Here is a 25,740-nt window from a genome sequence, read left to right on the forward strand (position 1 = left end):
TGGACAGGATGATTATTTGCCAAGGGGGGCGGGCTGTCTCATCAGCAGATAAAGCCATCCGAGGCTGATGAGGCCGAATAGCGGATAGAGTGTGGACAAAAGCGGGCCAAACCCGATTTGACTGGCTGCATAGCAGATCGCCAAAACAATGAGGGTAATCCGGGTGTGAGACATATTCAACCGTTCCCGTAACTGCAGCGTCAGTCCGTAGATATCGGCAACAAGCGTCGTGAAGATTTCAGCAAAAATCAGAATGATGTAGATCCATTGCAAGCCATGGCCCAGTTCGCGGGCTATGCCGCCCATTGGGATGGCAAACTGCTGGATACCCGGCATGTACAGCGACAAGGCCATGTGCCCAGCTATCAGCATGAAGCCGATACCGATGCCGCCGGCCCAGGCGCCGCCGATAATAATTTTACGGTCTCGCACCTGGGCGCCAAGGGGAACAAGCACGGCCTGGGACATGGACAAATTGAATGCGGCATAAAGCAAAGGCGAGGCCCAGACGGCAATAGGGGAATAGTCGCTTGACAGGATCAGCCATCTGCTGGCCCCAGGTGTATTCAGGGTGTCCACAACGATGATCAGTGTAAAAATCAGCATAAGGGGAACGACGATGGAATTGATCGTGAGAATGGCGCTCATCCCTTTACGAACAAGAAAAAAACAGCCGACTAACGTAATCAGCAGTCCTGTTTGGTAAGAGATATTCCAGTTCTCCGTAAATATCGTACCGGCTCCGGCAAGCATGACGGCATTGACGCCAAGCAGGACAACCAGCATGAAATGGCTGACCCAGCGTCCGAAACGTTTGCCAAACAGCTGTTTGTTGACATCCTCATAGGACTTGGCCTTAATGTCGCTTGCAATGAGCATCATTTTAGCCCCGAGCCAAATAAAAATGATCGTTGATAGTAAAATAGTAACGGCGCCCAAATAGCCGAAACGCGTGAAAAACTGTAAAATTTCCTGTCCGGTGGCAAATCCCGCACCGACAATGGTACCCATATAGGTAAACGCTATTTGCATGACTTTTCCGAATCTTTTCATACCGTTTCCGACCTGCCTCTCGTTCGCACTTACCAACAGGATATGTGCGAACGGGGACAAGCATGACACTTAGCGTATGAAATTGAGATTGGATTATGTCTGCCTAACTATCTGCGAACAGTTTTATGGAAATGATTTTGTTGTTCTCAGGGTCCAAATCCAGCTTCAAAAGGGCATCTTTCGCTTTGTATGCCAGCACACTGGCAGTATGGGTGTCCGGTTTGCCCAGAAGATTCAGAGCCGACTTTTCGGGATCTCCTACACGCAGGCCGTTCAGCCCGGTGGAGGCTTTGCTGTCAAAGACTTCGATGAATTTAACTTTCTTGTTCTGGCCGAATCCGATGGAATACCCGCTGTATTCATGAACAGTCAACTGATCGCCGCCATCTTCGAAGGTATAGCTCTCGGCAGGTTTGCCCAGCGATTTGTCCAAATCGGATTGGAGATCCAATACGGCGATCTGTCGAAGCATTGGCGCTTGGGGATCCCATTTCTTCTCGGCATTGCTTTCGGAAGCTGTGTTCTTTAAAGTTGTGGATTCGGTTTTGGCATCCGCTTCGGACTTTTCATTATCCCCCGAAACGTGAATAACGGGGCTTTCCCCGTTTGTTTTGCTTTTATTTATCGTTTGCTGCGGACTGTCCGTAGGTGTGGAATTGCCGTCAGCTTGTCCGTTCGGCTGGGAATTGCCGTCGCTGATGGAAGAAGGTCCGCCTGTTTGAATCTGGCACCCGGCAATCATTAGGGACAGCAGAGCGGCCGACACCAAACGGACTGCGATGCGGGATTTCAGACTATTCACTTGCCAACACACCTCCTGCGTTTTCATTGCGCCAGTGGCCCTGGCGTATCCGATAATAATTAGACGTCTGACAAGGGCTGAAAGTTGCATGCCGGAGGTGGAAATTGCTTCAATGAGATGGACTTGTCTTGCGGAGTTGGCCTTGCATATGGTACTTTTAACGTAAAAAAGGTGTTCGGTGGAGGGAAAGCGATGGAACGATTAAAAGAACGGATATTACACGAGGCTACCGTCATTAATAATGATGTGCTTAAGCTCGATGCGCTGCTCAACCATCAGGTAGACCCCATTCTTACAATGGAGATGGGCAAGGAATTTGCCAGTCGTTATGCAGGCGAAGCGATTACGAAAGTCATAACGGTTGAATCGTCAGGTATACCGGTTGGTTTTACGACGGCTTTGGCCCTTGGTGTACCACTTTTATTCGCACGGCGGAAGAAGACGCTGATCGCGGATCCAGACGCATTCACGGAGCGCGTACCTTCATTTACAAAAGGTATCGTGACGGATATTATGGTATCCCGCCAGTTTCTGAACGACAGCGATACGGTGCTTTTCATAGATGATATTATCGCCAATGGGGATGCTGCTCGCGGACTTATTAAAATTATTGAACGCTCCGGCGCAAAGCTGGCTGGTCTTGGCATCGTAGTTGAGAAATCCTTCCAGGCAGGCGCTCGCACCATACGGGAGCAAGGAATTCGGGTGGAATCGCTTGTCCAGATTGCTTCTCTTGAAGGCGGAAAAATTCAGTTTCTGTAGGCTTGGCAGCAAATAAACCAGCATCAACACCTTTTCGATTCAGACTTTTTGCCTTATAATGTTCTTATTGACCGAGGGGAGGCACAAAAGCATGGGGAATCTTTCTGCAGATTTTTTAGAAACCAAGTTGTCCGACGCCAAAAACCACTTTGAGCGAGCGCTCGATTGCAAGCATACCGAATTTGATGACTTGTATCCTTATATGATCGAGCATCCACAATTTTTTTGGTACAAACGCTATGTTGCCTGGTCTGAATTATTGACAATCGTCAAGTTGTCCGAAGAGCTGGAGATGGATTGGAAGACGCAATTTACAGTCAAGCAAGCGGATTATATTTCAAGTCGTGTCATGTCTTCGCGTGTATTGGACGAATGGTATGAAACCATAGACTCCAACGAAACGGTAAGCTGATAATACAATATTTTTGCGCAAAGAGACCTCAATGGGCAATCTTGGTCATTGGGGTCTTTTACATATAAGCGATAGCCGGAAGGGAGGCGAAGCGGCCCATGATATCAGAGGAACAATTGGATGCCTACCGCTTGGAAGGCACACAGGTCCGCGTTGTCCGTGATGCGATTGAAGACAATGATGTAACCGGCATTGTCGTCGCCTGGGATGATGAGGTCGTAGCGATCCGGCGGCCGAACCGGCGGATCGTTAAAGTAAAGCGGGATTATATCATCGAGCCGGCATCCGCTCCCCGCTCCAGCCAATGGGAATAACGAAGAATTTGAGGAGATCCGCAGCGGATGCAGATCTCTTTTTTCTTGGGCTGCTTACAGGCAATATTTTCAGCTTCTGATCATCTTTCCCTGTAAACCCATAAATACTCGTCGAATCCATGTGGAAGACAACGCCTCTTTCATTTAATAGCGATCAGGAGTGAACATGTACGTGAAAAAGAAAAATAAATTAATCATTATGATCCTCACATTGCTTGTCCTGTTTATCATTTCCCGACTGGATCCTGATTTCCTCAAGGAAGAACCTGCTGCGCCGGTTTCAAAGCAGGCGGACCACACCATACATTTTCCGGCTGAGCGTTTCCCGGAGACGGCAAAGCATATCGAGGAAGCCATTGCCGCCGGGAAATCGGCTGTCTGCACGATTGACCGCGAGGGAGCGGAAGACAATCGGAAAGCATCGCTGAGAGGAATCGCGACCAAGAAGGGTTATGACCGTGATGAATGGCCGATGGCTATGTGTGCAGAAGGAGGGGAGAATGCCGATATTGCGTACATCAGCCCCTCTGACAACCGTGGAGCAGGCGCATGGGTCAGCAACCAGTTGGAGGATTATCTGGACGGGACACGGGTCATGTTTATTATGGAATAAAAGGGATACCCTGCTTGCATGCATCCATTTCCTGATTTTGTTCATCTTCTTTTGAAACCTTCTGGTATATCAAAGCGTAGAAATGAGCAAACCTTGAAAGGAATGGAGGAGATTTATAATGAAATGTCCCGTATGCGAAGACGTGAGAATGCGCGAGGTGGAGAAGAGCGGCGTGACCATCGATGTCTGTCCGGAGTGCAAAGGGGTATGGCTGGACCGGGGTGAGTTGGACAAGCTGACAAGCGGCTTCCGTGAAACCCGCAGCGAATATGACCGCCTGGAGCGTTCTTCTTATGACAGCCCGGACAATCGTGGATACAGAAACGATGACCGTTCAAACAATTCACATGGTGGCAAAGGATACGACCAGAATGGAAAGCCTTACAAGAAAAAGAAAAATATGATGGATGTTTTCGGCGATCTATTCGACTGATCCCTCTCTCAGGTTGTCCCGGTGAACGGTGACCCGCAAGAAGGACACTTTGAAAAAAAAGTGACCAACTTGCGGGTCATTTGTGTTTTAATCGAAGTAACGATAAGAGTGTGGAGTAAGAAATTAGGAAATTTGTAATCGTACCTTGTTCACAAAAGAGGGTAGAAGGAGGACTTGATTGATGAAGACTAAACCGAATGTGGTATATGTATTCAGTGACCAGCACCGGGCGGAAGCGACCGGGTACAGTGGCAATCCCGATGTCCTAACACCGCACCTGGACAAGCTTTCCCAAGAGTCTGTCGTTATGAAGTTAGCTACTTCCAGTGTCCCTTGCTGCTGTCCCTATCGGGGGACGCTGCTGACTGGCCGTTACCCTCTGACTCATGGTGTGTTTACGAATGATGTTCATTTGAATCACCAAGCGGATTCTATAGCAGATGCATTTAAGAAGGAAGGCTATCAGACGGGATATATCGGAAAATGGCATGTGAACGGAGGGGGACGAAGCGGCTTTATAGCGCGGGATGACCGTCAAGGTTTTGATTATTGGAAGGTGCTGGAATGCACGCATGACTACAACCATTCTTATTATTATAGCGATGAGCCCATTCAATTGAAATGGGACGGCTACGACGCAGAGGCGCAGACCCGGGATGCCCAGCAGTATATACGGGATCAAAAGGAGCCATTTTTTCTTGTGCTGTCATGGGGACCGCCGCATAACCCCTATCATACGGCGCCAGAAAGATTTAAGGCCATGTACGAGCCAGCAAAGCTGACAATCCGGCCGAATGTGCCTCCAGATGCCGGAGACGCGGCGCGTCAGGATCTGGCCGGTTATTATGCGCATATCTCGGCTCTTGACGAATATGTCGGCGATTTGCTTGAGACGCTGCGCGAAACGGGGTTGGAGGAGAATACGATCTTCGTGTATGCATCCGACCACGGGGATATGAATGGATCGCAAGGAACGATGCGCAAGCAGTGTCCTTGGGAGGAATCCATCCGGGTTCCATTTATTCTGAAGTATCCGGCTGTTCTGGGGCGGCAGCCCAAGGTTATAGAAGATCCGTTCAACAGCCCTGATATTATGCCGACTTTATTGGGTTTATGTGATATCCCGATACCCCAGACGGTTGAAGGAACGGATTATTCCCCCTTATTGCGTGGAGAACAAACCAGTATCGCAGAAGGGGCACTTATTGCCTGTATCCATCCTTCGGGCGAATACCACAGGGGTGCGGGCGGCCGGGAATATCGCGGAATCCGGACAAAACAGTACACATATGTCCGTGATTTGAACGGACCCTGGCTGCTTTACGACAATGAAATCGATCCTTATCAGCTTCACAATTTATGCGGCGCAGCTGAAGCTGCAGAATTACAGAAGAGACTGGACGAGCAATTATGTACCATGCTTGAGCAGCGCAGAGACGAATTTTTGCCTGGAGAGATCTACATGGAACGCTGGGGTTACCCGATGGATGAAACAGGAACGGTTCCATACAGCCCCTGATTAAATCAAGGATTGCTGAAATATATCTATCAACATGATGGATATATTTCGGCAATAATTATTGAGTATTTTGAATTGTGGAACTTTATGGTGGATGATTGACTTCGGGTTGCCCGGGTGATAAGATGAATCTCGTGGTTAAGAGATACAGACCACAAGAATTACCAATATTTGCGGTCATGGCGGAATTGGCAGACGCGCTGGCTTCAGGTGCCAGTGGTAGCAATACCGTGGAGGTTCGAGTCCTCTTGACCGCACCACTTTATCAGTAACAGATTTCTAAACTGCTCATTCGGGCAGCTTGGGAATCTTTTTTTTATATGTTCAACAAGTTCAGATTAGTGCACAACATGGAAATCCGAACCGATATCCATATTAGATTCAGTGGTTAATTGGTACATATGTATTTCACTTTAAGTTCTTCCATTTTTCTTCGCTAACTTTGTAAGAGCTCCATTTCCCTTCGGGCGGAGTTTCAAACCTTCCATAATGTTGTCCTGCCTTGAAATAACCCAAGATTGTTGGTTTTACCTCCACATGTTTGTAATAGCATTCTCGATGTAGGCTTTCAAAGTCTTGATGAACAAGCGCATGGCGTATCCGACATATCTGTCGCTGCGGTAGATCAGACAAATGTCCAGAGAAGGCGTAGGATTCCTCAGTTGCACGACTTTGATATTTGGATTACAAAGATTATGCAGTAGCATTCGCGGCAGTACACATGTGCCAACCCCGCTCTGTACCATCTGGAGAATGGAAGGTAACGTTGTCATCACCATATGTGGCTTCAGAGTAAACCCATTGTCCATGCAAAAGCGGTCGATCAGCTTACGGTATTGATGGTCGGGTGGGAACATGACCATTTTCAAGGCATTCAGCCTGTTCAAGGGGATGAAGCTCTCTGTGGCAAGGGGATCATTTATATTTATCGCCAGTGAGAACTCCTCGTGAAACAGGGGAATTGACGAGAGACGTCCATCAATAACAGGTCCAATGGTTACACCGACATCGATGCTTCGGTCCAGAACTTGTTCTGTTACTTTCATGGATTCTAGAAGGGACAGCGAGATGGTGGGGTAGGATTGGTGGAAGTTCAGTAGCAAGGAATAAAACAAGAGATCTGCGTCACCGGGTAAAACGCCAATGGATAGTGATCCGCCTTGCATGTGCTTCAAATCAGCAATGGCGTCGCTCGCTTGCTGCAGATGCCCCAACACGGCAGCACCATGTTCATGAAGAATCGATCCGGCTTCTGTAAGGACAATTGATTTTCCCACACGATCGAACAACAGTACCCCGAATTCTTCTTCCAATCTCCTTATCTGCTGGCTAACGTTGGGTGGGCTGACTCCCATTTTTTCGGCTGCTCTCGTGAAGTGAAGCTCTTCACAAATCGCCATAAAATACTGTAGTTGTTTTAACTCCATTGCTAACACCTGCTTTCAATTGCTGCGCTGAGTGCATGTCAAAGATTATTGTCACCTCCTCTCCTTTTTCTGTCAATGAATAATCGTTAACTCATACTTAACATTCCGGTAACACGTACTGCATTGATGGAAGGCTCACTGAGACATATACTAGGAACATATTAAGCGTTTTTTACTGCAAAGGGAGGGAATTAACATGTCTGAAGTGATTATCAACACTGCAAAAACCGCACGTCAAGTGTTGCTGCAGCAGGTGCAGGCTATCCCAGAAGAACTGTTCGACATTCAACCGGCAGGTTTCAACAATACAATCCGTTGGAATGTCGGCCATATGATTTATTGGATGGATATGTATTCTACCCTAGGCTTCGGCTCTCAGTCGGCGGCCTTACCGGATTCATATTATACGCTGTTTAGCTCTGGAACAAAGCCATTAGATTGGACGATTGCTCCTCCATCGAAGGAAGAGTTGGTCGAGATGTTATCGGCGCAGCTTTCCCGTCTGTCTGAGGTGACACCTGAAATGCTTGACGAAAAGCTTTCAACTCCGTTTGCCTTAGGACCGTTCCAATTCAACACATCAGGAGAGTTGTTAAACTTCAAACTGATTCACGAAGCTTTTCACCTTGGAACGATATCTAGCCAGTTAAAGGTCCTGTCACGCTAACAAATGAATAGCAAGAGCCCTTGATCATGGACAGCTTTCTGACTCGTGAATCATGCACTAGAAGGATCAGGAATCAGACGTTCATCGAGATTTTCACGCTTATGTTTTCTGTTGCAATAAAATCCCCAGCAACCTGCCCTTTAGTTTGAGGCCGCCCGATAGATCCTGCGGCGGCCTCATGATGTTTTTGTTGAGCTATCGTTCTCCGTTATTTAGATTTTCATAAGATAATTTTCTCACTTCAAGTGGCCCATTTATCCGAAATCTGGCATCTTTTATGATTTCCTCAGCAAGTTCATCAGGCGGCTTACGTTCGGCGTCCAGCAGGAATGGCACATTGGTCGGCGACTTCATCAACTTATCCCGAAGGAAAAGCGAACGGTGGATGTATTGCGCATCTCCTCGCTGATTGAGTCGGGCGGCCAGGGTATCCGGTTCTGCGTGCAGCACAACATAGTGGAGAGTTGCATCGAAATCCGATAGCTGGTCATAGAACCATTGCAGTTCGTCTTCAACGACGAAATCGATAACTACGTCTAGCCCGTCCTGGAGTAAGTTTCGCGCCACCGCAACGATATGAAGCCAAGCCAGCCGGAGTCGTTCCTCCCAGGGCGGCTCGGTTTCCCCTCGGTAGATATGGAGAAGGAGATCACCCTCAATCAACGCACATTGATTCAACGCGTCGGCAAGAGTCTTGGAGACGGTTGATTTCCCTACGCCAAGTGGACCAGAGATAAGATAGACTGCTACTGATTTTTTGATGAAATGCATAAGATATTCCATTCCCCCGTTAGCGTTACCCGATAGCGTAATGCAACTTGAGGTAACTTCATTTTAACATCTTAACATTAACTCAAATTCAATTTCGTGACGAACAGATATCCCTTCGAATCCCATCATCGGAATTGAAGGTTTGCGTTACAGATGTTATATGTTAATAGTCCCCTTATCTTATCTTAGATTCATACATTTTCCGCCCTCCTAACATCAAATCCAATATTAGGTATTCTATGATTGTATTGAGCAGTTCTGCCCATTCTGCCCATTCGCTCATTAAAAAAAGGAGGCCTCCACGCCTTCGCTTGGGCTTCGACCTCCAAATTATATTCCATTTCCAATTACTAATTAACGAACCTACGCGCGTAGCATGTAATGCTTAAAAAGGAGCCCAATTTTAATTTAATAACTAAGAAAATACTTTATTTTCTTCTGACACCGGTTGGCCTATTTTCCTTAATTGGGAGATAGAACGGTTGCCGCCAAGCGCATCGCTGCCTCAAAGCTCCACAATTTTGTTCGCGATATTTTTGCAAAACTCGCTATCGTGCTCTACAAAAAGGATGGTTGGGGAATGTTCCAGCAGCAGTTCTTCGATCTGTACCCGGGAAATGACATCAATAAAATTCAACGGTTCGTCCCACACATGGAGATGGGCTTTCTCGCATAAGCTCCTTGCGATCAATACCTTCTTTTTCTGACCGCCGCTGAATGACGTTAAATCCTTATCGAATTGTGTGCGTGAAAAATCCAATTTCCTTAAAATCGCTTTGAACAAGCTCTCGTCGATCCCGCTTGCAACCGCGTAATCGCTCAAGCCGCCCTGGAGCTGCGAGGTGTCTTGAGACACATAGGAGATGAGGAGCTGACTACCTTTGCGGAACGTTCCGGTAAAATCGATATCCTCGCCGCGGATCAGCTTTAGGATACTTGATTTTCCTGATCCGTTCGGTCCCGCCAGCGCAATTCTATCCCCTTGTTCAATGGTAAAGGTCACGCCGCTGCAAACGGTATGGTCCCCATAGCGAATCGAAACCTTATCCAGTTCGACCATCTGTTTTTTATTGTAAGCAAGCTGGGCTATTTTCAAGCTTTCCGAGCTTTCGATATTTTTTAACAGCTTGGAACTTTCCTCAATTGCGGAATGCTGTCTGTGTTCGATCGATTTGGAGCGTTTCATCATTTTGGCTGCTTTGTGTCCCACATAACCTTTATCCACTTTCGAACCGGAATTCCGGACGCCGTTTTTTGATTTCTCCACTTCATGCGACCAGTTATTCGTTCTCTTGGCGGCATCGGACAGCCGATTAATGTCTTTTCGCAGCTTTTCATTCTCGGCCAACTCATAGTGATCCTGCCTTTTTTTATTCTCCCACCATTCAGAGAAATTACCTTTCTGGACCTCAATATTTGTTTTGTTGATCGAAAGTATATGGTCCACACAGTTGTCCAGAAACGCGCGGTCATGCGATACCAAAATATATCCGCTCTTGGTTCTCAGGTAATCACTGACCAGCTTTCGTGCATGAATATCCAGGTGATTGGTCGGTTCGTCGATGAGAAGGAAACTGTTTTCCTTCAAAAACAAGGTGGCCAGCAATACTTTCGTTTGTTCCCCGTTTGACATGGATTCGAACGGCCGGTACAACACATCCTCAGATACCTTCAACAGCGTTAACTCGCGGACGATCTGCCAGTATTCATAGTCAGGATAAATACCGTCGATCACATCCAGCGTATTGTTTTCCTTATGTTCCACAGGGAAAGGAAAATATTCAAAGCTGACACTTGCTGAAATGTCCCCGCTGTATTCGTATTTGCCAAGCAGCAGCTTGAGAAACGTGGTTTTGCCCCGGCCGTTCCTTCCCGTCAGACCTAAGTTCCAATCCGTATTCATTTGAAAGCTGACATCTTCGAATATATTGTCATAGCTGCCGTCATAGGCAAAAGTCAGGTTCGTCACATTGATTAAAGACATGGACTATAACCTCCTAAAAAAAAATGAGCTGCAAGAAAGTTACCCCTTCTTGTAGCTCAAATAAATACGGCAAATCCAACCCTGTTCCAGGTTAGAAAGCGCGTCTATCTATTGAGTGAAGAGAATAGAGTAACTTTCCTGCTCAAAAAAGAATAAAACAGCTGCTGTTTTATCTTTCAAATCATAAGCAAGAAATATTACACTATTCTTCACATCTCCCGTCACTTAAGTTGAGGTTATTCTAGCATATCACCTGTGATCTTTCAACCAACTGAACTAATTTCTAATTCTCGTGTTCTTATTTTTTTGATATGCTCTAACTGGGTTTACATTTTGCGACATTTTTCGCGGGTATACATTCGCGCATTTGTGCATCCCCTGTGGAGCAAGGAGAGAATGGACATGCGGCATATCGGCTTACGAACAAAATTGATAGCGGGCTTCATCGTGCTGGTTCTGCTGCCGCTGCTGTTAGGCGGATTAACGGCATCCACCTATATCAGCCGGGAATTGAATGGGCAGGTGACGAAGATTACGGCGGAACGCCTGCATCAGGTCAACATGAATATCGAGCGTGAGCTGCTTTCCATGTCAAAGATTACGAATTTCATCCGGATTGACGATAATATCCCCAAGGCATTGGAAAGCCCTCTGACGAGCGAGAGGGACATGCTGCACTGGGTTCATCTGATGGATCAGAAATTCATGCAAATTTCCACAATGGCTGTCAACGAGCCGCTCTATATCTCGCTGCTGGACTTCAACGGTCACATGTATTCGAACTGGACCCAGTCGAGGCAATCGCTGGATGCGGTAAGAAGCTCCAATTGGTTCAAACAAACGCTGGAGCAGGACGGGTATCCCGTCTGGAGTCTGAATCAGGATAATTATATGGTTGCCGGCGGCCAGGGGCTGATTACACAATCGATGGTGATCAAGGATCAATATTTGAAAAAACAGCTTGGCGTCCTGGTGGTCAGCCAGCCGGTAGACCCGTATTTGAACATTCTGCAGACCCAGGATCCTTCTCTGAACAGCATCGGCTTCATCGTGGACGAGAGCGGGCGAATTCTGGGGGAGGACATTCCTCGCCTGCAGCAGTTGTATCCCTCCATCGAACCTGCACTGATAAGCGGTTCAAAGAGTACCGATACGATGCTGAACGGGCGGTTGACCTCCGTTAGCCATTACGGCATTGCGCTTACCGACTGGCGGGTCGTACAGGCCTTCTACTATGACGATGTATTCAGTAATTCGAAGAGAATTGTAGTTTGGATGATTAATGTGTTCGTGATCAGCCTCCTGTTCTTTTTCCTTCTGGTCATTGTCGTGTCCAATGTGTTCACCCGACATCTGAACCGGCTGCGCGTAACGATCAAGCTCATCGAGAGCGGCCAACTGGATGAGCGTTACGATGTGAGGACACGCGATGAGATCGGTTTGCTGGGTAAAAGCTTCAATCTCATGGTCAGCCGGCTCCGTTCTTCTATGGAAAGGGAGGTCGTGCTGGAGCGACGCAAGGAGCAGGCCAAGCTGGAAGCGCTGCAAGCGCAGATCAATCCGCATTTTTTGCAAAATACCTTAAATACGCTTAAGTGGATGTCCATTATGGCAAAAACAGAGCCGATCACCGAGATGCTGATGGCGCTGGGCCATCTGCTGGATGTCAGCATTCACCGGGGCCAGGAGAAAATTACGCTGGCGGAGGAGCTGGATAACGTCCGGCGTTTCCTGGTGATCCAGAAATACCGCTTCGGCGACACGATCCGAATCGTGGAGGAGGTTGATCCTCTGACTCTGGATATGCTGGTGCCGAAGCTGTCCCTGCAGCCACTGGTGGAGAATGTGTACAGCCACGGCGTGTTCGGGGAAAGCGGTGGCGAGGTGATAATACGGACTGTGCGGGAAAGTGACGTTGTTCGCCTTGCAGTCATCGATAACGGGAAACTTGTGTCCGCCGAACGGTTCGACGAGGTGCGCCAGCATCTGGACGGGACAGGCAGAGGAAGTTTTTCCCGCATCGGACTAAAGAATGTGCACCAGCGCATCCAGTTGATGTACGGCCTGCAGTATGGCCTTACGATCAGCCGCGACGAAGAGCATAACTTGACGAATGTCTCCATTACAGTTCCCGGAGAGGAGAAGTTTGACCATGACAACCAGAATAGCGGTTATTGATGACGAGGTTTTTGTCCGCAAAGGAGTGACTTCGAGTATAGATTGGAAGCGTTATGATATCGAGGTGGTGGGAGAAGCCGCTAACGGTCAGCAGGGACTGGAGCTTATTCGCCGCAGTCATCCACACATCGTATTGACGGATATCAAGATGCCGCAGATGGATGGGCTGGAAATGGCCCGGATTGTAAGAAGTGAATTTCCGGAGATCAAGATTTTATTTATGAGCGTGCTGACGGACTTCGAAACGGTCCGTGAGGCGATTCGGCTGAATGCAGCGGATTATGTGCAGAAATTTTTGGTCCAGCCCGAGAATTTGCTGGAGATTGTGCTGGAGATCAAGAAATCGCTGCCTCAGGAGGCGCATACTGAGGAAGCCCCTCCTCAAGAAAAGGTTCTTCCTTCCCTGGAATCTTGCGCCGCTTCCTTCCGGCCCGAAGTGCGGCAGGCGATGAATTATGTGAAGCAGCATTATGCAGAGCCGCTACGCGTTCAGGATGTGTCAGCAGAGGTAGGCCTCAGTGAGAATTATTTCAGCTTTATGTTCAGCAACGAAACAGGAACCACGTTCAGTCAATATGTCCAGGAATTTCGGATTGCCCAGGCCAGGACACTGCTGGAGGAAGGAAAGACCAAGTGGTATGAGGTCAGCACTCGGGTCGGTTTCGACGATCCCAAGTACTTCACCAAGGTGTTCAAGCGCTACACCACCCTCACGCCAACTCAGTACTACCGTAAATACGCCGGCATTCATCCAATCATAGAATTTTCCCCTAAATCGTAGAATAGACCCATTTTAGAAGAAAATTCACCCGAAGATGCACACAATACTCCTCCAAATCGAAGGGTATTGTGTTTTTTGTCCTCCTGGTTTTCCGTACAATTTGATTACGGAGCTTATGGGGGTGAATGTTATTAAACGCAACCGAAAACAAAAAGAAAGCATGACCGGTTGGCTTTTCATTCTGCCAAGTCTAATCGGGTTTCTCCTGTTTACCCTTATTCCGGTCCTGCTGTCCCTGCTGCTCAGTTTTACCAACTGGAATTTTCTGAGCGGAGCGGGTTCGATTCATTTTATCGGTCTGGACAATTATGTCAAGATGTGGGACGATGCTCGTTTTACCGCCAGTCTGCGCAATAATGCTCTGTTTACGCTGACTGTCGTTCCCTCTGTCATGCTGCTGTCGCTGCTGGCGGCCATTGCTCTCAATAAGAGCGCTTACCTGAAATCGCCGATCCGGCTGATGATCTTCATGCCTTATATCTCCAGTATTGTGGCGGTATCGATTGTTTGGGGTATTCTGCTGAATCCGTCTCAGGGCCCGGTTAATGCGCTGCTCCATTCAGTGGGCATCGCCGATCCACCGGGATGGCTGGCCAGCTCGGCTTGGGCGCTGCCGTCGGTAATCCTGATCACGGTGTGGATGAATATCGGTTACAACATGATTATTTATCTGGCGGGATTGCAGGGAATTCCCCAGGATCTGTATGAAGCGTCAAGCATTGACGGCGCAGGGGTATTTCGTCAATTCAGAAGCGTGACTCTGCCGATGCTGTCCTCGACCACTTTTTTCGTGATGATTACCACAATCATTAACTCCTTTCAGGTATTCGCACTGGTCTTTATCATGACGCAAGGGGGACCGGGTACGGCAACAACCGTCATTACCTTCTATATCTATCAGGCTGCTTTCAGCTTCTACGATATGGGATACGCTTCGGCCATGGCATGGGTATTGTTTGCTGCGATTCTGCTGATTACCTGGATTCAGTGGCAGCGTCAGCAAAAATGGGCGCATGAATAAGAAGGGGGTGACATGCCATGCGTACGGAAGTACGGAATCGAACGGCTAAACTATTGATTACGCTTATATTGCTTGCGGCAGGCATCCTGATGATTCTTCCGTTCCTTTGGATGCTGTCCACGTCGTTTAAGCGGCCTTTGGAAGTATTCCATTATCCGATCCAATGGATCCCGCCTTCCTTTCAGTTTGAGAACTATAAGAAGGTATGGCTGGGCAGCGATCCATTCTGGCTGTACTACTGGAATTCCATTAAAGTGACCGTGACATCGGTTGCGGGGACAGTGCTGATCAGCTCGGCGGCAGCTTACGGGTTCTCGCGCATTTCTTTCCGCGGAAGAGACGCGGTCTTCTTCCTTTACCTGGCTACGCTGATGATTCCCGATCAGGTAACCCTGATACCGCGGTTTATCGTGTTTAACTATATGGGCATTTACAATACGCACTGGGCGCTGATATTACCGGGACTGTTCATGGTGTTCGGCACCTTCCTCCTGCGGCAGTTCTACATCACGCTGCCAAAGGATTTCTCGGAGGCTGCCTTTATGGAGGGAGCGGGTCATGTACGGATCTGGCTGCAGATCATCATGCCGCTGGCCAAGCCTGCGCTTGTCTCCCTCATTATTCTGAGCTTCACGCAGCATTGGAATGATTATCTCAATCCGCTGGTATTCCTTTCGGACAAGAAGCTGTATACGGTCCCGGTTGGTTTGACCAATTTTATTGATGACATGGGAACCGAATATTCACTCATGATGGCAGCATCCGTAAGCTCCATTTTACCGGTTATTATTCTGTTTCTGTTCGGCCAAAAATGGTTTATCCAGGGTGTCGCTTCAAGCGGCGTGAAAGGATAGAAAAACAAATAAGGGGAGGAAGTAAAAAGATGAAAAAAATGAGTAGCGGTCTTGTGCTTATGTTGTGCGTAGCCTTGCTGCTGAGTGCATGCTCAGGAAACAATGGAAATGAAAAAACGGGGGAATCGAACTCCGGCAGCAACAGCGATACGGTTACCCACCTGAAGTTCTGGGGTGCGATTCCGGAGGAAAATGGTCCGAAGCAGGCTCTTGACACCTGGAATGCGGCAAATCCGGATATTCAAGTCGAGTACGTCCGTTATATCAATGACGAGGCGGGCAATACGAAGCTGGAAACGGCGTTGCTGGCTAAAGGGGAAATTGATCTGTTCATCAATTACAGTATGGACAAGCTGGTCAAACGCATCCAGGCTGGAATGGCCGAGCCGCTGGACACTTATGTGCAGAACGACAGCTTCGATTTGAAGGACCAGTTCGGCGAAAATGCCATCGTCAAGATGGAAGACAAGACGTATTATATTCCCGCTATCATTCTGAATGATTTTGTCTCGATCAATAAATCGATGCTGGATGAAGCAAATCTGCCGATTCCTACCGATTGGACCTGGGACGAATATGTGTCCTATGCTTCCAAGCTGTCCAAAGGCCAAGGCAACGACAAGGTGTGGGGATCGTTCGTGAATGGCGCCCAGCCAAAAATCTTCGAATATATGGATAAAGCCGTCAAGACGGAGCTTGGTGCCAACGCCATGTACAAGGAAGACGGCAGCAGCAACTTCGATAATGCGGCATTCAAGAAATATCTCGATGTCATGTTCCAAATGGAAAAGACGGATAAATCGCAGCCGCCTTATGCAGAGGCGAAAATGTCCAAGATGGAAGGCTCGCGTATGTTCCTTGGCGGCCAGGTTGCCATGAACTGGGTCGGTACGGCAAGTCTGCGCGACATCAAGAACCTGGAGAGCTATCCGCATGACTTCGTGACGGCATTCGCTCCTCCACCGAAGATCTCGACATCCAGCAAAAATATCGGCGGCGGCACAGGGTATCTGGATTATGTCACCATCAATTCCCAAACCAAAAATAAGGATGCAGCCTGGAAATTCATGAAGTGGTATGTAACGGAAGGCAACGAGCCGTTGATTGCAGGAGGACGGGTTCCTGCCTGGAAGCATGCGGATCAGGACAAGGTAGCTGAGTTGATTCTGGGCGACAACGCAGAGAAGCTTTTTGATATCAATTCGTTCAAGGCGGTTGCTTTTGGCGTGAAAGATTTTGTGGTGGATACGAAATTCGACAAATATCCCGAGCTTCAAGTAATTACTAACGAAGAAGGCGAACGTGCGCTGATCGGCGACGAGACGACTGCCGAGGCTGTCGCCAATATGAAAAAACGGGCCGATGAGCTGCTCGGGAAATAAAAAAGGGGGAAATGCGACTATGAATACGGAAACCTATCGTTATTCGGCCGACGTGCCAGTTGTTGCGGACATCGATGTGCTTGTAGTGGGAGGAGGGCCGGCGGGTATCGCCGCCGCTCTCGCTTCTGCCAGAGCAGGCGCGAGGACAGCGCTTGTGGAACGTTACGGATTTCTGGGGGGGAACGCGACAGCAGGTCTGGTCGGCCCTTTCATGACCTCTTTCAATGGCGACAGCAGCGAGCAGTTGATCAAAGGCGTATTCGATGAGCTTGTATCGCGTATGGTCGAGATCGGCGGCGCGATCCATCCGCGATATGTGGATGCAGGTACCTCATATGCCGGTTTTTTCCAGAAAGGGCATGGTCAGGTAACGCCTTTCGATCCGGAAGCCGTCAAGCTGGTCGCTGCGGAAATGATGGAGGAGGCGGGTGTGAAGCTGTTCCTGCATTCCTTTTTCATGGAAACGATCGTCGGGGACGGCGGGGTTGAAGGAGCCATTATTCTGAACAAATCCGGCACTCAGGCAATTCGTGCCAAAGTCACGATTGATTGCAGCGCGGATGCCGATGTCGCATTTCGGGCGGGCGCAAAGACCGAACAGGGGCGCGTTTCCGATGGACTGACCCAGCCGATGACGATGTTCTTCCGCATTGCAGGTGTGGAGGATGAGAAGGTGGAGCAGTATATCCTCGATCATCCCGATGAGATCAGCCCTTTCTCCGATATTGTGGAAGCGGCCCGAAAAGCAGGCAAATGGACGATCAACAAGGATCAGATCGGATTATATAAGACAGTTCAGCCCGGTGTATGGCGGGTCAACACAACACGCATATCCGGCAAAGACGGGACGAAGGTGGAAGATCTGGTCCATGCCGAGCTGGAAGGAAGAAGGCAGGTATTCTTCCTGATGAATTTCTTCCGCGCGAATGTGCCCGGGTTCGCGAACGCTTCTCTCGTGGATACCGCTTCACAGGTCGGAGTCAGGGAGACGCGCAGAGTGGTCGGCGAATATATGCTGACGGCGGAGGATCTGATAACAGGCAAGCCCTTCGACGATGTTGTAGCTTTATATTCTTACCCGATCGATTTGCACAGTCCTACCGGCGGTTCGGTGGAATTTGACGAGAATTTCCATACAGCCAATGTTTATCAGCTGCCATACCGTATCCTGGTTCCGGTAGAGACGGAAGGTTTGCTGGTAGCCGGCCGTTGCGTATCCGCTACCCATGAAGCGCATGCGGCAATACGCGTCATGCCATGTGCGTTCGCACTCGGCCAAGCGGCAGGCGCAGCTGCAGCAACGGCTGTGAAAACCAGCTCCCGTCTGCGGGATATCGAGATCGGCATTCTTCAGGAAGAGCTGATCAGACAGGATGTTGTGCTGCCGCAAAATCTGAATCTGGGAGCAAGGGACTGATCGCAAGGTAAATAACCGCCGCAAAGACGCATGCATGATCAGAAAGAGAGGATGGACAAGATGGAAAAAATGAGAACCGCTGTCATTGGATTGGGTGTGATGGGCAGGCAGCATCTGCGTATCTACAAGGAAATGGAAGGCGTAGAGCTCGTTGCCGTCCACGACATCAATGAATCATACGCACGGCAAGTAGGCGAGGAATATGGCGTACAGGCAGTCAGCAGTGCCGAGCAGCTGTTTGCCATGGAAGAACTGGATGCGGTCAGCATCTGCACCTCTGATGAGCATCATTACGCCCTTGCGAAGCTTGCCTGCAAGTACGGGAAGCATGTACTGATGGAGAAACCGCTGGCAACTGATATCGGACAGGCATCAGATATCGTCAGGATGGTCAGGGACTCCGGCATTGTAATGATGGTCGGTCACACGCTGCGCTGGGATCCGCGTTACTACCGTGCCTATGAGGCGGTTCGGGCCGGAAGCATCGGCGCTCCCTTGCATCTGTTCGCCAGAAGGCTGAATTCTTACGCCAACGGCAAACGTATTCAGGGAAGAACAGGAGTCCTGATGTTTCTTGGCGTGCATGATATTGATGCGATCGAATGGGTGACAGGTGACCGCATTGTTGAAGTGTACACGGTAGAGGTCAGCAACCGCCTGAAGGAATACGGTACCTCCGACGCTTCGCTATCCACTCTCAAATTCGCATCGGGCGCGGTGGGGCTGTATGAATGCGGCTGGGTGCTTCCCGATCATTATTCGGAAATCGATGCCAAGCTGGATATTGTCGGCACCGCTGGCGTTGTGAATGTCCATGTGCTGGATCAGAATATCAAGGTGCACACCGATACGCGGGAGCATTATCCCGATACCGCCTACGGGGTGGAGTTGTATGGCCGGATAAGCGGGATCATGCGGGAGGAGCTGGCCTCCTTCGCCCAAGCGGTCCGCAGCGGCGCCAAGCTGCCGATCTCCGTAGAAGAAGCATACCGCGCCGTCTATATCGCCGACTGCATGGAACGTTCAGCGCGGGAAGGAAAGCCGGTCAGTATAGGAAGTGAGCTGCCTTGAGAATGAATCTTGCGTCCCTCCAAGGCAGAATCATTGTTTCCTGTCAGGCGTTAGATAATGAGCCCTTATACGGTGCCGATCATATGGCGGCCATGGCCCGTGCAGCCGAAGCCGGAGGGGCGGCAGCGATCAGGGCTAATACGCCGGCTGACATCGCTGCGATCCGTAAGGCAATTAACTTGCCGGTGATCGGATTGTACAAGCGGGTTTACGAACAGTCGCCGATCTATATTACCCCTACAATCACAGAGGTACGCGAGATTGCCGAAGCGGGCGCCGATATGGTGGCTTTCGACGCTACAAACCGGCAGAGGCCGGATGGCTTATCGCTGTCTGCTTTCATTGCCGCTATACGCCTCGAGTTCCCCGGCCTGCTCCTGCTTGCCGATGTCTCCACCTTCGAAGAGGGAATTCAGGCTTTCGATCTGGGCTGCGAAGCGGTCTCGACGACGCTCTCGGGATATACGCCCTACAGCAAGCAGCAGTCCGGACCGGATGTGGAGCTGGTTCGCTCTCTGGCAGGCTTATCGGGACGACCGGTGTTTGCGGAGGGCCGTATATGGACACCTGAGGAATGCATGGCTTGCCTGAATGCCGGCGCGTACGCGGTTGTAGTCGGGACGGCGATTACACGGCCACAGGAAATAACGCGGCGGTTTGCCCATGCTGCTGCTGGTCGGGCATGAGCGGACTGGCTGTCGGCGTGGACATTGGTGGGACACGGATCCGCACCGCTCTGGTGGAGCGATCCGGCCGTATTGTGAAGCATCAATCTGTACCGACTCCCGCTGCACTTCAACGTCATGAAGTCATGCAGGCTGTTCTTCGGAGCATCAGCTGGATGATCGCTCAGGCGGAGGAGCTGGGACGGGAGGTCAAAGGCATCGGGATCGGCAGTGCCGGACAGATCAATGCGGACACCGGTATTGTTGAATTTGCAGTGGATACACTGCCGAATTGGCAGGGAACCCCAATACGCCCGTTGGTTCGTGAGCTATATGAGCATATTCCGGTTTGGGTGGATAACGATGTGAACGCTCTGGCGCTTGCGGAGAAGGTGTACGGGAAAGGTCAGGAATATTCGCATTTCGTATGTCTGGCTCTGGGAACCGGCATAGGAGGAGCTATCGTGGAGTCGGGCCGGCCGGTAAGGGGCTGCTTCGGTGGGGCAGGCGAATTTGGACATCTGTCGGTTAACTTCGAAGGCCCCCGGTGCAGCTGCGGCAATTACGGCTGTCTGGAGCTTTATGCTTCGGGGACAAGCATGGCAAGACTGGCCCGCGTAGAGCTTGAGAAAGCCGGACGTCTCGGTCAGGCTGAGATCGACCGTTATTCGGCGCATGAGCTGCTGCGTGACTGGGCAGCAGGGGAAGAGCCCGCGTCTATAGCAATGACTACCGTCATTCAGGCACTTGCCACAGGCATAGCAAGCATCATTCATATCTTTAATCCGCAGGTGGTCTTCATCGGCGGTGGCGTGGCGGATGCAGGAGAGGCGCTGCTGACTCCTTTGCGCGAGGAAACGCACGAACGCACATCGCCAAAGATGAGCGAAGCCTGCGAGATTCTCCCCATCTCCTTGGGGAGCCGCGCCGGAGTTATGGGCGCTGCCGCCCAAGTATGGACAGAAGGCGGCAGCAAAAGCATTGTCAATATGGATGGAGTTTGAGGCGGCCCTCGGCGCATGAATTGCAGATGGGCTGGAAAGCCTAATCCCATAACGGCAAAAGGATGAGCAGCGCGGGCGCGCATCGCCGAGCCGCCTGCAGGATTTCCGGTACGCGAGCAGCCTGATATGCCGAAAGAACACAGTCCAGGGTTGGGCGATATGCAGCATTAAAAGAAGCAATCGGATTAAGGAGGCATATAGATGAGCGAAGAATTTCTCAAGGAACATTCGAGAGTCTATTCCGACTTGTCAACGGTGGAATCTCAACAAAATGACCTGGTGCTTGAAGAGTTCCCGGAAGGTCCTTACGGCGCATCCATAATCTCCGAAAATCTCGGAAAAAGCACGCCATGGCGGATATCCCAGCGGACCTCACATCGCTTTGATTATGAAAATCACGCCTTACATGAAGGCATCAATCGCGGGTACCCCGGACAAGATGTGTTCGATTCCGACATACCGGATACCGTCGACAAACCAAGAACAGATGAAGCCGAGTGATATGCATATCTATCATTAAACCCCCAGCCTTCTCAAGGGCGGGGGTTTAATGATATGAGAAACGTCTGATAGCAGGAAACCAGATTTTTTGCCACAATGGATGCGATCCATAGCTGAAACCCTTAGCCGTGTGCAAGGGTTAATTTGGAATTTCCGCTCAGAATGCCCATTCAGATTTCATCCTTCTAAGATGAATCCGTTATAAGGTGGCCGTTTAGCGCTTTATTTATTCTAACATTTAACTGATTCGCCCTGGTGGAGCCTAATATCGTTTTCCCACTGCATTCGTATCGATTTTCCGGAAAACAAATCCTGATTGTCCGATACCTGAACATGCAGATGCGGTTCGCTGGAATTGCCGGAATTGCCGCATTGACCGACAGTGTCTCCTTTGGCAACTTTGTCGCCGGCTTTTACCGTAACCGATCCTTTCTTCAAATGAGCCAGAAAGCTGTATTCCCCGTTGCCGTGATCAATGACGACCACATTCCCCGCAGGCTGGTCAGGATTCATTTGTCCGGGTATATTATCATCGATATCGTTCACGATCTCGACCACTTTCCCATCCTGTGGCGCTGAGATTTCCTCGCCGAATGCATAATAACTCTCGTTTATTTTTGGATCGCCATTATATGAATAGCCATCCTTTACCTGGATCATATCGCTGGCATAACGCTGCGTTTCCTCTTCGTAATGATAATTGGCCAGAACATTCTCCCCGCCCCAGTATACGAACCATTCCCCTTTGAATGGCAAACTGTACACCCGTTTCGTCGGTGAGGAGTCCGTCTCCGGAAAGCTCTGCAGCGGTATGGCCTGAAGCATTGTGATTTCATTTTTTTCGCCCATTGTGAAAATCAAACCCAGTTTTTGATCCTGATTCGTAAACGTAACGTATTGCCCTTCATTCACGGACAGCTTCGATTCCGGTTTCCATGATTCAACACTGACCATAATTTTTTTCAGTTCCGTCTCCAGCTCCGCCAATGTCAACTGTTGCTTGAATGCTTCACTTAATTGTTCATAAATCTTCGGGTAGTCGCCGTCCAGAAGAGCTTGTGCAACTTGCTGCGCATTGAGCTTTGCTTCTAATATATCTGGCTTTGTGCCTGAATTTCCTGGCGTATTCGATCCAGCCTTACCGGCTGATTCAGCAGGCGGTCCTGCTTCCGGTTTCTTATCACCGTTTCCGCAGCCCGTCAGAACCACAGCCGTTAACGCCAATGCTGTAAATAGTTTGATTTTCATTCTCGCACCATCTTTCATTAGTATGTAATCATCATATCCTTCTAATCTTATGACCCTCAGAACAGGGTCTTATTTCCGTCTTAATTCCGGCTTGCGATAAATTAAGATTCCGTTAAGACAGCAGCCGTTCTCGCAGGTCACAGGCATGGTAAAATATAAGCACACGCATGCCAAAGGAGAGACTACGAATTGAACAATGGTTCCATTCTTCTGGTGGACGACGAGCAGGCGATTCTTCAGATGCTGGAGACCGTTCTGCGCAAAGAAGGTTTTGTCCACATCGACAAAGCAACTACGGCGGAAGCGGCTATTACTTCCTGTGAGCAGCATCATTATGATCTTATTTTGCTGGATGTGACGCTTCCGAATATGAGCGGTTTGGAAGCCTGTCCTTTTATAAGGCGGATCACGGAAGCACCTATTTTGTTTTTGAGTGCGAGGGCAACGGATTTTGATAAGCTGTCGGGATTTGCCGTAGGCGGCGACGATTATGTAACGAAACCGTTCAACCCCCTTGAAATCGTGGCACGCATCAAATCGCTTCTGCGTCGTTCGCGCAAGCATGCAGTGCCTGCGAGAAAGCCGGCTGGAACGGTGCACGATTTTGGCCGTTTCCAAGTCAATGAGACCGCTGCCAAGCTGCGGGTTCAGGGAGTTCCTGTAGGATGTCCTCTTCTTGTTTTTCAATTGCTGCTGTTCTTTTGCAAAAACCCGAATCGGGTGTTTACAAAAAGCGAGCTCTACGAGCGGGTCTGGGGCGACCAGAGCATCAGCGACGATAATACCGTAATGGTTCATATCCACCGCATACGCGAGAGGATCGAGACGGATCCTTCGCAACCGGAATTTTTGGTTAATGTCCGGGGACTGGGTTACAAGCTGGTCTGGAAGGAAGACGCTCATGAACGTTAAATGGAGGCTCACCTTCCGCATCATTGCCTGGTTTTTGCTTGTCGGCTTCATTCTGTCCGTCATCGCAGGCGGGATCCTGTACTGGACCTATCATCAACTGATGCGCATCGAGGCAGACCGCGATTTTGGGAATGTTGGACTCTCCCGGCTGGTCGACACGATTAGAACCGAAGGCGGCGATCTAAAGTTTGACTCCGAAATGCTTGAAATCGTCCACCGTAAAGGAGGGTGGCTGCAGCGGATCGACGAAAGCGGACATGTAACCGATGCTTTTTATACGCCTCCGGATGTACCGGATTCTTACGGTCCGGGCGAATTAAATGCCTATTGGATGAGGGAGGCTCCATTTCCTTACGATATCTATTTATGGATACAGGAGAAGAATGGCGTTACCCATACCCTGTTGTATGGGGTGAAAAAACAGGCGGATCCGCTTCTGAAGCAGCTGGCAGATCGGGGTTCCATTGCCGGGAGAACGATAGAGCTGCCCGAAAATTTGGGAGAGAAACTACGGGAGAGCGGTTCCTGGCTTCAGATCCTTGATGCGGATGGCGATGAACTGGCATCGTCCAATAAGCCGTCAACAGGAGCACTCGAACGTTTCTCTATTCAGGATATAGCGCTTCGATCCTTCTATCCCGACCGATATGGCACTAGGCAGTTTACCCAGTATGACCAGGCAACCGAACGGACCTGGGTACTTACTTCGCCATTGGCCGGCAATCTGCCGGAAGCATCACCGTTCATCGATCCGGTAAGCAAAGTGCTGGCTGTTGGAATCGGTCTTCTTCTGCTTGCGTCGATGCTGGTTTTCACGATTGTTTCCTATTTATTCGGTCATAGCTTCGGTGCCCCGATTATTCACATGATCAAGTGGCTGCGTTTGCTGAGGGAAGGCAGTTATGTAGAACCTGCAATGCCGGACGGCACCCCGAGAAGTTTGAACCGCCACGGTAGAAGGAAACGAAAATACCGCATATACGGGGATGTGATCCATTCCCTGGATTCACTGTCGGAAACGCTCCGCATCAACAAACGGAAGCAGGCGGAGTATGAGCGGAATCGGGAAGAATGGATTGCAGGAGTCTCGCATGATCTGAAGACGCCGCTTTCCTCCATTAAAGGTTACGCTCATATGCTGGAAGCCGAGACGTATGAATGGGCAGCGGATGAAGTGCGTTCATTTGCAAAGGTCATATTGGATAAATCCACGTATATGGAGGGTCTGATCAATGATCTGACCCTAACCTATCAAGCCCGGAGCGGAAGTGGAGCACCTTCTTTGGAAGAGGTGGATCTGAACACGTATATCGCAGAAGCGGTACGTGAATCTTCCTTCCACCCCCAATATCGAAAGAAGCGGATCCGTTTTGTTCCCTGGAATCGTGCTGTGATTTACTCCGTATACAAGCCGTGGTTCCAACGGATCGTCGACAATCTGGTTGCCAATGCCCTGATGCACAACAGGGAAGGAACGATCCTGACGATTTCGGTTAGTGCCGCTGCAGGAGGGGGGGTTACCGTTGCTTTCGCGGATGACGGGGAGGGGATGGACGAGCAGACGGCTTCCCGGCTGTTCGAGCGTTATTACCGCGGGCTGGATACAGAGAGCAGAGCGGAAGGCACCGGCCTGGGGATGGCTGTGACCAAGGCTTTGACGGAAGGGCTTGGCGGAACAATTGAGGTGGAGACCGCCCAAGGCAGCGGTACTGTAATTCGGCTGAAATGGGATTCGTCAGACCAACTCAAGCCATAGTCAGGACGCAAAGCGGGAAAATATAATATTGAATGTCAAAGGAGAACATCCCATTGAAGATGCTCTCCTTTTCTAGTGTAAATAGAACGAGTAGTTGGATCATCATTTGCTACTTTTTTTAAATGTAACTTGTTGATAATCCGAATATTGTCCATCATAATCCGTTAATGGTCAATTGTTCTCCGGCTGCTTC

Annotated in this window: 25 protein-coding genes and 1 tRNA gene; 20 read left to right on the top strand and 6 right to left on the bottom strand. The window is 49.6% G+C overall.

Features of this window, described 5'->3' with window-relative positions; all coding sequences use genetic code 11:
• Nucleotides 1–12: 12 nt before the first annotated feature.
• Both IEY46_RS05980 and IEY46_RS05985 read right to left on the bottom strand, forming a co-directional pair.
• Entirely contained in the window at nt 13–1,053 is a 1,041-nt protein-coding gene (locus tag IEY46_RS05980) for a YkvI family membrane protein (RefSeq protein ID WP_188990056.1), read from the bottom strand.
• 103 nt (nt 1,054–1,156) lie between these two features.
• Nucleotides 1,157–1,855, bottom strand: coding sequence for a hypothetical protein (locus IEY46_RS05985; protein WP_188990058.1), 699 nt, complete (start codon nt 1,853–1,855; stop codon nt 1,157–1,159).
• 192 nt (nt 1,856–2,047) lie between these two features.
• Between IEY46_RS05985 and IEY46_RS05990 the strand changes: the two genes are divergently transcribed.
• From IEY46_RS05990 to IEY46_RS06020, 7 genes are all read left to right on the top strand, one after another.
• On the top strand, nt 2,048–2,617 hold the full coding sequence (locus tag IEY46_RS05990) for a xanthine phosphoribosyltransferase (protein ID WP_188990060.1): 570 nt from the start codon (nt 2,048–2,050) through the stop codon (nt 2,615–2,617).
• 91 nt (nt 2,618–2,708) lie between these two features.
• Entirely contained in the window at nt 2,709–3,029 is a 321-nt protein-coding gene (locus IEY46_RS05995) for a hypothetical protein (RefSeq protein ID WP_188990061.1), read from the top strand.
• 98 nt (nt 3,030–3,127) lie between these two features.
• The gene (locus IEY46_RS06000; RefSeq protein WP_188990063.1) at nt 3,128–3,343 is read left to right on the top strand and encodes a hypothetical protein; all 216 of its coding nucleotides are present in this window, start codon (nt 3,128–3,130) and stop codon (nt 3,341–3,343) included.
• Nucleotides 3,344–3,515: 172 nt separating this feature from the next.
• Entirely contained in the window at nt 3,516–3,956 is a 441-nt protein-coding gene (locus tag IEY46_RS06005) for a NucA/NucB deoxyribonuclease domain-containing protein (RefSeq protein WP_229750094.1), read from the top strand.
• A 118-nt stretch (nt 3,957–4,074) separates the two neighbouring features.
• On the top strand, nt 4,075–4,389 hold the full coding sequence (locus IEY46_RS06010; RefSeq protein ID WP_188990067.1) for a TFIIB-type zinc ribbon-containing protein: 315 nt from the start codon (nt 4,075–4,077) through the stop codon (nt 4,387–4,389).
• Between the two features lie 181 nt (nt 4,390–4,570).
• Nucleotides 4,571–5,908, top strand: a complete 1,338-nt coding sequence (locus tag IEY46_RS06015; RefSeq protein ID WP_188990069.1) for a sulfatase family protein — start codon at nt 4,571–4,573, stop codon at nt 5,906–5,908.
• A gap of 173 nt (nt 5,909–6,081) precedes the next feature.
• Nucleotides 6,082–6,168: transfer RNA gene (locus tag IEY46_RS06020), tRNA-Leu, on the top strand.
• A 267-nt stretch (nt 6,169–6,435) separates the two neighbouring features.
• On the opposite strand, the gene IEY46_RS06025 is transcribed toward IEY46_RS06020, so the two are convergent.
• Complete coding sequence (locus IEY46_RS06025; protein WP_188990071.1) at nt 6,436–7,335, bottom strand: LysR family transcriptional regulator; 900 nt, start codon at nt 7,333–7,335, stop codon at nt 6,436–6,438.
• 196 nt (nt 7,336–7,531) lie between these two features.
• On the opposite strand from IEY46_RS06025, the gene IEY46_RS06030 reads away from it, so the two are divergent.
• Nucleotides 7,532–8,002, top strand: coding sequence for a DinB family protein (locus IEY46_RS06030; RefSeq protein ID WP_188990073.1), 471 nt, complete (start codon nt 7,532–7,534; stop codon nt 8,000–8,002).
• Between the two features lie 195 nt (nt 8,003–8,197).
• On the opposite strand, the gene IEY46_RS06035 is transcribed toward IEY46_RS06030, so the two are convergent.
• The gene (locus IEY46_RS06035; protein ID WP_188990075.1) at nt 8,198–8,773 is read right to left on the bottom strand and encodes a P-loop nucleotide/nucleoside kinase family protein; all 576 of its coding nucleotides are present in this window, start codon (nt 8,771–8,773) and stop codon (nt 8,198–8,200) included.
• A 505-nt stretch (nt 8,774–9,278) separates the two neighbouring features.
• On the bottom strand, nt 9,279–10,757 hold the full coding sequence (abc-f, locus tag IEY46_RS06040) for a ribosomal protection-like ABC-F family protein (RefSeq protein ID WP_188990077.1): 1,479 nt from the start codon (nt 10,755–10,757) through the stop codon (nt 9,279–9,281).
• Nucleotides 10,758–11,159: 402 nt separating this feature from the next.
• Here abc-f and IEY46_RS06045 point away from each other — a divergent pair, with 402 nt between their 5' ends.
• The 10 genes from IEY46_RS06045 (at nt 11,160) to IEY46_RS06090 (ending at nt 21,631) form a co-directional block, all read left to right on the top strand.
• Nucleotides 11,160–12,935: a sensor histidine kinase gene (locus tag IEY46_RS06045; protein WP_188990080.1), complete on the top strand. Its 1,776-nt coding sequence runs from the start codon at nt 11,160–11,162 to the stop codon at nt 12,933–12,935.
• On the top strand, nt 12,910–13,716 hold the full coding sequence (locus IEY46_RS06050; protein ID WP_188990082.1) for a response regulator transcription factor: 807 nt from the start codon (nt 12,910–12,912) through the stop codon (nt 13,714–13,716). Before IEY46_RS06045 ends, IEY46_RS06050 begins: the two co-directional genes overlap by 26 nt.
• Before the next feature lie 115 nt (nt 13,717–13,831).
• Complete coding sequence (locus IEY46_RS06055; RefSeq protein WP_188991727.1) at nt 13,832–14,737, top strand: carbohydrate ABC transporter permease; 906 nt, start codon at nt 13,832–13,834, stop codon at nt 14,735–14,737.
• Between the two features lie 17 nt (nt 14,738–14,754).
• Nucleotides 14,755–15,591, top strand: a complete 837-nt coding sequence (locus tag IEY46_RS06060; RefSeq protein ID WP_188990084.1) for a carbohydrate ABC transporter permease — start codon at nt 14,755–14,757, stop codon at nt 15,589–15,591.
• A 29-nt stretch (nt 15,592–15,620) separates the two neighbouring features.
• Nucleotides 15,621–16,973, top strand: coding sequence for an ABC transporter substrate-binding protein (locus tag IEY46_RS06065; protein WP_188990086.1), 1,353 nt, complete (start codon nt 15,621–15,623; stop codon nt 16,971–16,973).
• 19 nt (nt 16,974–16,992) lie between these two features.
• On the top strand, nt 16,993–18,390 hold the full coding sequence (locus IEY46_RS06070) for an FAD-dependent oxidoreductase (protein ID WP_188990089.1): 1,398 nt from the start codon (nt 16,993–16,995) through the stop codon (nt 18,388–18,390).
• Nucleotides 18,391–18,450: 60 nt separating this feature from the next.
• Entirely contained in the window at nt 18,451–19,461 is a 1,011-nt protein-coding gene (locus IEY46_RS06075; protein ID WP_229750096.1) for a Gfo/Idh/MocA family protein, read from the top strand.
• A 2-nt stretch (nt 19,462–19,463) separates the two neighbouring features.
• Nucleotides 19,464–20,147, top strand: a complete 684-nt coding sequence (locus IEY46_RS06080; protein WP_188991729.1) for an N-acetylmannosamine-6-phosphate 2-epimerase — start codon at nt 19,464–19,466, stop codon at nt 20,145–20,147.
• Nucleotides 20,144–21,130 carry an ROK family protein gene (locus IEY46_RS06085; protein ID WP_188990093.1) on the top strand — a complete coding sequence of 329 codons (987 nt, stop codon included), beginning with the start codon at nt 20,144–20,146 and terminating at the stop codon, nt 21,128–21,130. The genes IEY46_RS06080 and IEY46_RS06085 overlap by 4 nt, the downstream gene beginning before the upstream one ends.
• A gap of 201 nt (nt 21,131–21,331) precedes the next feature.
• Nucleotides 21,332–21,631 carry a hypothetical protein gene (locus tag IEY46_RS06090; protein ID WP_188990095.1) on the top strand — a complete coding sequence of 100 codons (300 nt, stop codon included), beginning with the start codon at nt 21,332–21,334 and terminating at the stop codon, nt 21,629–21,631.
• Nucleotides 21,632–21,862: 231 nt separating this feature from the next.
• Here the strand turns inward: IEY46_RS06090 and IEY46_RS06095 are convergent, their stop codons facing one another.
• Nucleotides 21,863–22,879 carry a peptidoglycan DD-metalloendopeptidase family protein gene (locus IEY46_RS06095; RefSeq protein ID WP_188991731.1) on the bottom strand — a complete coding sequence of 339 codons (1,017 nt, stop codon included), beginning with the start codon at nt 22,877–22,879 and terminating at the stop codon, nt 21,863–21,865.
• 189 nt (nt 22,880–23,068) lie between these two features.
• Between IEY46_RS06095 and IEY46_RS06100 the strand changes: the two genes are divergently transcribed.
• Both IEY46_RS06100 and IEY46_RS06105 read left to right on the top strand, forming a co-directional pair.
• Complete coding sequence (locus IEY46_RS06100; protein WP_188990097.1) at nt 23,069–23,791, top strand: response regulator transcription factor; 723 nt, start codon at nt 23,069–23,071, stop codon at nt 23,789–23,791.
• Entirely contained in the window at nt 23,781–25,547 is a 1,767-nt protein-coding gene (locus IEY46_RS06105) for an ATP-binding response regulator (RefSeq protein ID WP_188990099.1), read from the top strand. Before IEY46_RS06100 ends, IEY46_RS06105 begins: the two co-directional genes overlap by 11 nt.
• Nucleotides 25,548–25,740 lie beyond the last annotated feature (193 nt).

It is taken from the genome of Paenibacillus nasutitermitis (genome assembly GCF_014641075.1).
Lineage (GTDB): Bacteria > Bacillota > Bacilli > Paenibacillales > Paenibacillaceae > Paenibacillus_Z > Paenibacillus_Z nasutitermitis.

What these genes read in the sequence shown, in the direction of transcription:
- IEY46_RS05980 (WP_188990056.1), bottom strand. Translation starts at nt 1,053, where the DNA reads ATGAAAAGATTCGGAAAAGTCATGCAAATAGCGTTTACCTATATGGGT.
- IEY46_RS05990 (WP_188990060.1), top strand. Translation starts at nt 2,048, where the DNA reads ATGGAACGATTAAAAGAACGGATATTACACGAGGCTACCGTCATTAAT.
- IEY46_RS05995 (WP_188990061.1), top strand. Translation starts at nt 2,709, where the DNA reads ATGGGGAATCTTTCTGCAGATTTTTTAGAAACCAAGTTGTCCGACGCC.
- IEY46_RS06000 (WP_188990063.1), top strand. Translation starts at nt 3,128, where the DNA reads ATGATATCAGAGGAACAATTGGATGCCTACCGCTTGGAAGGCACACAG.
- IEY46_RS06010 (WP_188990067.1), top strand. Translation starts at nt 4,075, where the DNA reads ATGAAATGTCCCGTATGCGAAGACGTGAGAATGCGCGAGGTGGAGAAG.
- IEY46_RS06015 (WP_188990069.1), top strand. Translation starts at nt 4,571, where the DNA reads ATGAAGACTAAACCGAATGTGGTATATGTATTCAGTGACCAGCACCGG.
- IEY46_RS06025 (WP_188990071.1), bottom strand. Translation starts at nt 7,335, where the DNA reads ATGGAGTTAAAACAACTACAGTATTTTATGGCGATTTGTGAAGAGCTT.
- IEY46_RS06030 (WP_188990073.1), top strand. Translation starts at nt 7,532, where the DNA reads ATGTCTGAAGTGATTATCAACACTGCAAAAACCGCACGTCAAGTGTTG.
- IEY46_RS06035 (WP_188990075.1), bottom strand. Translation starts at nt 8,773, where the DNA reads ATGCATTTCATCAAAAAATCAGTAGCAGTCTATCTTATCTCTGGTCCA.
- abc-f (WP_188990077.1), bottom strand. Translation starts at nt 10,757, where the DNA reads ATGTCTTTAATCAATGTGACGAACCTGACTTTTGCCTATGACGGCAGC.
- IEY46_RS06045 (WP_188990080.1), top strand. Translation starts at nt 11,160, where the DNA reads ATGCGGCATATCGGCTTACGAACAAAATTGATAGCGGGCTTCATCGTG.
- IEY46_RS06050 (WP_188990082.1), top strand. Translation starts at nt 12,910, where the DNA reads ATGACAACCAGAATAGCGGTTATTGATGACGAGGTTTTTGTCCGCAAA.
- IEY46_RS06055 (WP_188991727.1), top strand. Translation starts at nt 13,832, where the DNA reads ATGGGGGTGAATGTTATTAAACGCAACCGAAAACAAAAAGAAAGCATG.
- IEY46_RS06060 (WP_188990084.1), top strand. Translation starts at nt 14,755, where the DNA reads ATGCGTACGGAAGTACGGAATCGAACGGCTAAACTATTGATTACGCTT.
- IEY46_RS06065 (WP_188990086.1), top strand. Translation starts at nt 15,621, where the DNA reads ATGAAAAAAATGAGTAGCGGTCTTGTGCTTATGTTGTGCGTAGCCTTG.
- IEY46_RS06070 (WP_188990089.1), top strand. Translation starts at nt 16,993, where the DNA reads ATGAATACGGAAACCTATCGTTATTCGGCCGACGTGCCAGTTGTTGCG.
- IEY46_RS06075 (WP_229750096.1), top strand. Translation starts at nt 18,451, where the DNA reads ATGGAAAAAATGAGAACCGCTGTCATTGGATTGGGTGTGATGGGCAGG.
- IEY46_RS06080 (WP_188991729.1), top strand. Translation starts at nt 19,464, where the DNA reads ATGAATCTTGCGTCCCTCCAAGGCAGAATCATTGTTTCCTGTCAGGCG.
- IEY46_RS06085 (WP_188990093.1), top strand. Translation starts at nt 20,144, where the DNA reads ATGAGCGGACTGGCTGTCGGCGTGGACATTGGTGGGACACGGATCCGC.
- IEY46_RS06090 (WP_188990095.1), top strand. Translation starts at nt 21,332, where the DNA reads ATGAGCGAAGAATTTCTCAAGGAACATTCGAGAGTCTATTCCGACTTG.
- IEY46_RS06095 (WP_188991731.1), bottom strand. Translation starts at nt 22,879, where the DNA reads ATGAAAATCAAACTATTTACAGCATTGGCGTTAACGGCTGTGGTTCTG.
- IEY46_RS06105 (WP_188990099.1), top strand. Translation starts at nt 23,781, where the DNA reads ATGAACGTTAAATGGAGGCTCACCTTCCGCATCATTGCCTGGTTTTTG.